The 7,393-nt window shown below is 66.0% G+C and carries 2 protein-coding genes; both read left to right on the top strand.

What is annotated here, in order from left to right; genetic code table 11:
- Positions 1-328 precede the first annotated feature (328 nt).
- The gene (locus tag IEY58_RS34035; protein WP_189052646.1) at positions 329-1,735 is read left to right on the top strand and encodes a PKD domain-containing protein; all 1,407 of its coding nucleotides are present in this window, start codon (positions 329-331) and stop codon (positions 1,733-1,735) included.
- 79 nt (positions 1,736-1,814) lie between these two features.
- Positions 1,815-7,393 (top strand): FG-GAP-like repeat-containing protein (locus tag IEY58_RS34030; protein ID WP_189052645.1); only part of this gene is annotated, 5,579 nt, incomplete at its 3' end.

The raw sequence follows: 7,393 nt of genomic DNA, 5'->3' as shown, positions 1-7,393 counted from the left end.
CGAGTCGGCAGCCTGAACCTTCCCGTGCGACGCGGTTGCGGATTTTCGCGGGTCCACGTGGCGGTATCTGGGGCCGCTTCGATAGGGCTTGCCGCTGATCGCATTGGTTGTGTAGCATCGCGCCGTCCGCACTTGCTGGTGAACGGTTCTGATGGCGATAAAGCATATTCCGGTTGAGCGTGAACCTGTCACCCGCCAGCTGCCGTGCGAGCCAAGTGCGTCATCGCCGAGGGCGCGACCAATCCCAAGGCAACGCAGTCTACCGAGACAAGCGGCCGTCTTTCTTAGCATATTTGCTTCACTGGCGTTCGCGAGCCCAGCCGAAGCGGTGCCGACCTCGGCAAAGCCGCCGCTCCCGTCGGTTGTGTCGGCTCGGGCGTCGATCCCAATCGACTTCACGATCACCTACACGCACGACGCGAACGGCAATCGCACGCTCGAGGCCGGGCCGACGCAGCTCGTCGCGTCGGTCGATCCGGCGAGCGCGGCGCAGCTGACGATGCCCGCGGCCGGCGGCGCGCAAGCGCTGAGCTCGACGGCCACGGCCTCGGCCCATTTCGGCCAGACGCCGTACAGCTACGCCTGGACGCTCATCTCCGGCTCGGGCATCGCGAATAGCGGCGGGACCACGCCGACGTTCAGCTCGAGCTGCGGCAGCGTCGGCGGCTGCGACAACAAGGCGGTGTTCCAGGTCACGGTGACCGATGCGCTGAACGCGACGGCGACGGCGCAGGTCACTGTCGAGCACAAGTTCCTGGCGGCCGTGCCCACGGTCGCGATCACGCCCGGCAGCAGCTTCACACAGATGACCCTGCCGGCCGGCGGCGGCACCCAGTCGCTGTCGGCGGCGGTCTCGGCGACCGTGACGAATGGGCAGGCCCCCTTCAGCTACGCCTGGAGCCCGGTGTCCGGCTACGGCTTCTCGGTCACGAACGGGGCCACGAACAATCCGACCTTCGGCTCGAGCTGTGCGGCGAGCCCGGCGGTCGGCTGCGACGATGTCGGAACCTACCAGCTGACCGTGACGGACGCGCTCGGGCGGACGGCGAGCGCGCAGGTCGGCCTCGAGCAGAAGTATCTGACCGCCGTGCCGAGCGTCGCGATCAGCCCGAGCAGCAGCTTCGTGCAGCGCAACATGATCACGAACGGCGGCGCGCAGTCGCTGTCGGCCAGCGTGAGTGCGAGCACGGCGAACGGGCAGGCGCCGCTCAGCTATGCGTGGAGCCTGGTGTCCGGCTACGGCTTCTCGGTCGCGAACGGCACGACGCTGACGCCGACCTTCAGCGCGACCTGCACCGCGGACCCGTCGGTCGGCTGCGACGATGTCGGGACCTACCAACTGACGGTGACAGACGGCTATGGCCGGACGGCGGCCGCGCAGGTCACCGTCGAGCAGCGCTTCAACAAGGCGGTGCCGCCGGTCGTCTCGGTCAGCCCGGCGAGCCTTGCGCTGTCGGGCAGCACGGCCGCTTCCGCCAATACGCTCATGGGATCGTCCACCGCGTCGGTGACCGACGGCGTTGCGCCCTACGCCTACGCCTGGTCGCTCGCCAGCACCTTGACCGGCGTGCAGATGAGCGCGCCGAACAGTGCCACCAACACCTTCTCGCTGCCCTGCGGGAAGAACCTGAGCTGCATCAAGAGCGGGACCGCGACCATCACCGTGACCGATGCGCTCGGCCAGACCGGGTCGGCGCAGGTCTCGCTCTCCTTCGACGCGGAAGGCAATCGATAGCGGCGGCAGCCGGGCTCGGGAGAGCTCCCGCCCGGCTCGACCTCGTTCCTCAATCTCCATCGACGATGGTTTGGACCAGATGAACCTGCAGCCCCTTGGCGCCGCCCTTCTCGATCGCTTCGGACCGCGCTCCGTCCTGGCGCGCCGCGCCACACGCCGGGCGGCCCTGCTCGGATTGGCGTTGCTGGCGTGCCTCGGTGCCGGCGCCGAGGCCTACGCCCAGGCGATGCAGGTGCCCGGCAGCTTCGGCGTCGGGTCGACCGGTGCGGCCGGCTATTCGGTGCCGATCCAGGTGCCGCCGGGCACGGCCGGCATGGCGCCGTCGCTCACGCTTTCCTATTCGAGCCAGGGCGGCAACGGCATCGTCGGCATGGGCTGGACGCTCGGCGGCCTACCGTCGATCGGCCGCTGCGGCCAGACGATCGCCCAGGACGGCCAGGCTGGGACGGTGACCTACACGGCGAGCGACCGGTTCTGCTATGAGGGGCAGCGGCTCGTCGCGATCAACGGCGCCTATGGCGCGGACGGCACCGAGTACCGCACCGAGATCGACAGTTTCAGCCGGATTGTCTCGCACGGCACGGCCGGTACCGGCCCGGCCTGGTTCCAGGTCTGGACGAAGTCCGGCCAGGTCATGGAGTTCGGCAATACCGCCGACTCGCGCATGCTCGTCTTGGGCAGTGCCACCGCGCGCAGCTGGGGCGCCAACAAGATCAGCGACCCGTCGGGCAACTACCTGACCGTTGCCTATACGCAAAAATTCGATACTGGCGAGGCGTTCCCGGCCGAGATCGACTATACCGGCAACACCGCGACCGGCTTGGCGCCGTACAACAAGGTCGTGTTCAGCTACACGAGCCGGCCGGACGGCGTGAACCTATACCAAGGCGGTGCGCCGCTCCGGACCTGGGTGCGGCTCAGCAACATCCGGACCTATACCAGCAATGTCCTGGTGTTCGATTACCAGCTGAACTACCAGCAGGGGCTGTCCGGCCGCAGCCGGCTCGCCAGCCTGACCCTGTGCCAGAGCGACGAGCAGACCTGCCTGCCGCCGACCAGCTTCAGCTGGGATGACGGCGGCGACGGGACTGTCGCCTATTCGCAAGGGACACAGACCTGGGGCTCCCTGCTCTCACCAGCATCAGCGTATTACACCATCGTGACCGGCGATTTCTACGGCTCCGGCAAGACGGACTTCATGGCGATCAGCGACACGTTCGGTTATCTGGAGCACAGCAACGGCGACGGCACCTTCACCGGTACACAAGTCACCTGGCCCGGCTGGTACTTCGGCACTCCGGCCTCGGCTCAATACACGACGGTGACCGGCGATTTCTACGGGACCGGCCGGACCGACATCATGCTGATCGGCAGTTCGGCGGCCTATCTGCTGCACAGCAAGGGCGACGGTACGTTCAGCCAGGTTCAAGTAGACCTGGGCGGCTGGGCCTTCGGTGGCCCGCCCTCTGGCGCCTGGACCGTCCTGACCGGCGATTTCAATGGCGACGGCCGGACCGACGTCATCCTGCTCGGCCCAACGAGCTATTGCCTGATGACGAGCAACGGCGACGGCACGTTCACGCGCTCGCAAGCAAACTACCCCGCGGGCTGGAACTTCGGCGGCAATCCCTCGAACAACTGGAGCGTGCAGACCGGCGACTTCAACGGCGACGGCAAGACCGACGTCATTTTCCTGGGCAATACCAACTATCTGCTCATGACGAGCAATGGCGACGGCACGTTCACGCCCTTTTCCGCATCGTATGGCGGCTGGGGCTTCGGCTCGCCGCCGGCGAACAACTTCACGGTGCTGACCGGCGACTTCAACGGCGACGGCCTGACGGACATCCTGTTCCTGGGGAACACGGGCTATGAGCTGATGACCAGCAAGGGCGACGGGACGTTCGCCAACTCCCAAGCCTCCTACGGCGGCTGGGGCTTCGGCACGCCGCCGACCGCGAACTATGCCTTCGAGACCGGCGATTTCTTCGGGGATGGTCGCACCGGCGTGATGTTCATCGGGAACACCACCGGTGGGATCATGCGCAGCAATGGCGACGGGACCTTCACCAACAGCACCCTCAACTGGGGCTGGGGCTTCGGCAATCCGCCGACGGCCAACTTCTCGGTCATCAGCGGCGACTTCAACGGCGACGGCAAGACCGATGTCGCGGTGCTGAACTCGACCAGCTACCAAGTCATCGGCAGCAAGGGCGGCCAGCCGGACCTGATGACCGGCATCACCAGCGGGCTCGGCGCACAGACCCAGATCAGCTACGCGGCCCTGGACAACTACTTTCTTTATGGCAAGGGCTCGTCGGCGGCGTATCCGACGCAGGACTACACCGGGCCGCTGTGGGTCGTGGCGTCTGCGACCAGCTCCGACGGCATCGGCGGCACCAACCAGAAGGCCTATTTCTACAACGGCGCGCAGATGGACCTGCACGGGCGGGGCTTCCTGGGGTTCGCCGAGACGTCGGTGCTGGACCAGACGACGAAGCTGTGGGTCGACACGCACTATAACCAACCGTTCCCCTGGACGGGCACGGTCAGCGAAACGAAGACGTTCCTCTATAACGGCTCGTCGCTGGCGACGAGCCCGGTGCTGACGGACCAGACGACCGGCTACATCGCCTGCAGCTTGCCGGGATCGCGCTTTGCCGTCGTGACGCGCAGCGTCTCGGCATCGGGCAATGATCTCGATGGCACGGCATTGCCGAGTTCATCGGCGACTTATGCCTATGATTTCACCGACACGAACGGCAATTGCGTCGGAACGACCGCCTATGGCGATGTCACCCAGGTTAGCGCCTCGACGAGCGACGGGTTCGCCAAGACGACGACCAACACTTACGGCGACATTGTCGATGGCAGCCACTGGCTGCTCGGGCGGCCGACCCAGTCGGTGGTCGCGAGCACGGCGAACGGCAGCACGATCACGCGCACGTCGAGCCTCGCCTACAATGGTTCGACCGGGCTCGTGACCCAGTCGGTGGTCGAGCCGAACAACGCGACCTACCGGCTCGAGACCGACTATGGCTACGACGCTTTCGGCAACAAGACGTCGGTGCAGACGGTCGGCGCCGGGATCACGACGCGCACGAGCACGAGCGCCTATGACGCGCAAGGGCGTTTCGCGACGAGTGTGACGAACGCGCTCAACCAGACGAGCCATCTGCAATATGACGGCCGGTTCGGCGGCGTGACCCAGGCGACCGACCCGAACAATGTTTCGAGTTCGTCGAGCTACGACGGGTTCGGCCGCAAGATCCTGGACACTGCGGCGGACGGCACGCAACTCGCCACAAGCTACACCTATTGCAGCGGCACGGCCGGCGGCACGACGAACTGCGATGCGTGGGGCGTGCCGCAGTGGCGGTCGGCCTATTTCGTGTCGCGGATGCCTTACGCCGCCGACGGCAAGACGCAGATCGGCCCGCTCAGCAATGTTCATCACGATCTATTCGATCGCGTCATCGCCTCGGACTCTCAGGCGTTCGACGGTTCCGGCGTTCGGACGGCAACGGAATATGATGCGCTGGGCCGCGTCGCGCAGACGAGCCGCCCCTATGTGGCGAGCACGCGTGCGCCGCAATGGACGGTCGACAGCTACGACGTGCTGGGCCGGCTCATCAAGGCGGCGCTGCCGGACGGCACGGTCACGACTCACGCCTACCACGGGCTGGTCACGGTCGACCAGAACGCCAATTCGCAGACGCTGACCACGACGAAGAACAGCCAGGGCCAGGTCGTCGCGGTCAAGGACACGCTCGGCAACACGACGCGCTACGGCTACGACCCGGTCGGGGATCTCACCAGCGTCACCGACCCGGCCGGCAATGTGGTCGGCATGACCTACGACCTGCGCGGCCGGCTGGTGAGCAAGCAAGATCCGGACAGCGGCACCTGGAGCTACGGTTACGACGTGCTGGGCGAGCCGACCCAGGTGACCGACGCCAAGGGCCAGGTGTTCACCACGAGCTATGACCTGCTCGGCCGCGTGACCCAGCGGGTCGAGCCGGACCTGACGAGCAGCTGGAGCTACGACACGGCAGCGAACGGCATCGGCAAGCTCGCCCAAGCCTCGACGAGCCAGGGCTACGTCATGAGCCTCACCTATGATGCGCTCGGCCGGCCGATCCAGTCGAACCAGACGATCAACGGTAGCGTCAAGACCTTCGGCATCGGCTATGACGCCGATAGCCGGATCGCCAGCATCAGCTATCCGTCGGGCTTCACGGTGACGCGCAGCTACACCGCGCTCAGCTACCTGGCGAGCGAGGCCGAGAGCGACAGCACGGCGTCGGGCACGCTCCGGACCGTGAACCAGATGGATGCGGAAGGACGGGTCACTGCCGAAAGCTTCGGCAACACGAACGAGACCCAGCGGGCCTACAATCCGCAGAACGGCGAGCTCCAGTCGGTGGTCGCCGGCTACGCGAACTCGGTGGAGAGCCTTTCCTACAGCTACGACCCCATCGGCAATATTCTGACGCGTGCCGACCAGCTGCAGGGCGTGACGGACACGTTCAGCTATGACGGCCTCAACCGTCTGACCTCGGCCCAGCTCGGCAGCAATCCGGCCGTGACCTATGGCTACGATGCGATCGGCAATATCCTGTCCAAGTCGGATGTCGGGGCCTTCACCTACGGCCCGGCCGGCGGCAAGGGACCGCACCAGCTGCAGAGCATCACGATCGGCTCGACCTCGCCCTATGCGGCCTCGTTCGCGGAGGGCACGGAGCGGAGCTATACCTGGACCTCGTTCAACATGCCGGCGTCGGTGACAGAGGGCGGCAAGACCATCACCTTCACCTACGACGCCAATCACGCGCGCCTGACCCAGACGGCACCCGAGGGTACCACGACCTATCTGCGCGACCCCGTCACCGGCGCGCTCGAGGAGCGGGTCGACTCGCCCAATCTCGTGGTCCGGCGCCACTACTTCACGGGCGGCGTCAGCATCTGGACGCTCGCCGGCAGCAACCCGCAGACCGCGACGGTGCGCTATTTCCACGGCGACGGCCTGGGCTCGGTCGCGGTGCTGACCGACCCGACCGGCGCCGTGGTCGAGCGCGACGGCTATGACGCCTGGGGCAAGCGGCGCTACCCGAACGGCACCATCGACCCGAACGGCGCCATCACCAGCCAGACCAATCGCGGCTACACCGGCCAGGAGCAGCTCGACGACGTCAGCCTCGTGCACCTGAACGCCCGGCTCTACGACCCGCTGACCGGCCGCTTCGTCTCCGCCGACCCGATCGGCCTCAACGGCGGCGCCAACGTCTATGCCTATGCGAACAACAATCCCGTTCGGTTTACCGATCCGTCGGGCATGGGACCGCATGGCCGGATGAGCCGCTGCATCAACGATAGCCCCATGTGTGGCGGCGAAGGTGGTCACGCCGACAGTGTCGAACTGGGAGCTGTGGACCGGCTATTTAAAGCGGGCCAAGATTATATGATGGCAATGCTGGGGGCTGGCCAGTGGTCAGGCGCCGGCGGCTCGTTTATGAACCAGTGGGCAGGCAATGTCGGCTCGTCAGATAATGATATATTTGCCGGTGAACTTGCTGGTTATCTATTTGATGAGCAAAACCGGATAGGAGCGGGCACTTCTCTACCGGCCGGGTTGGCTTCCTTCTTTTCAATGAACCA

The organism is Aliidongia dinghuensis (assembly GCF_014643535.1).
Lineage (GTDB): Bacteria > Pseudomonadota > Alphaproteobacteria > ATCC43930 > CGMCC-115725 > Aliidongia > Aliidongia dinghuensis.
This window is presented reverse-complemented; position numbering and strand designations above follow the sequence as displayed.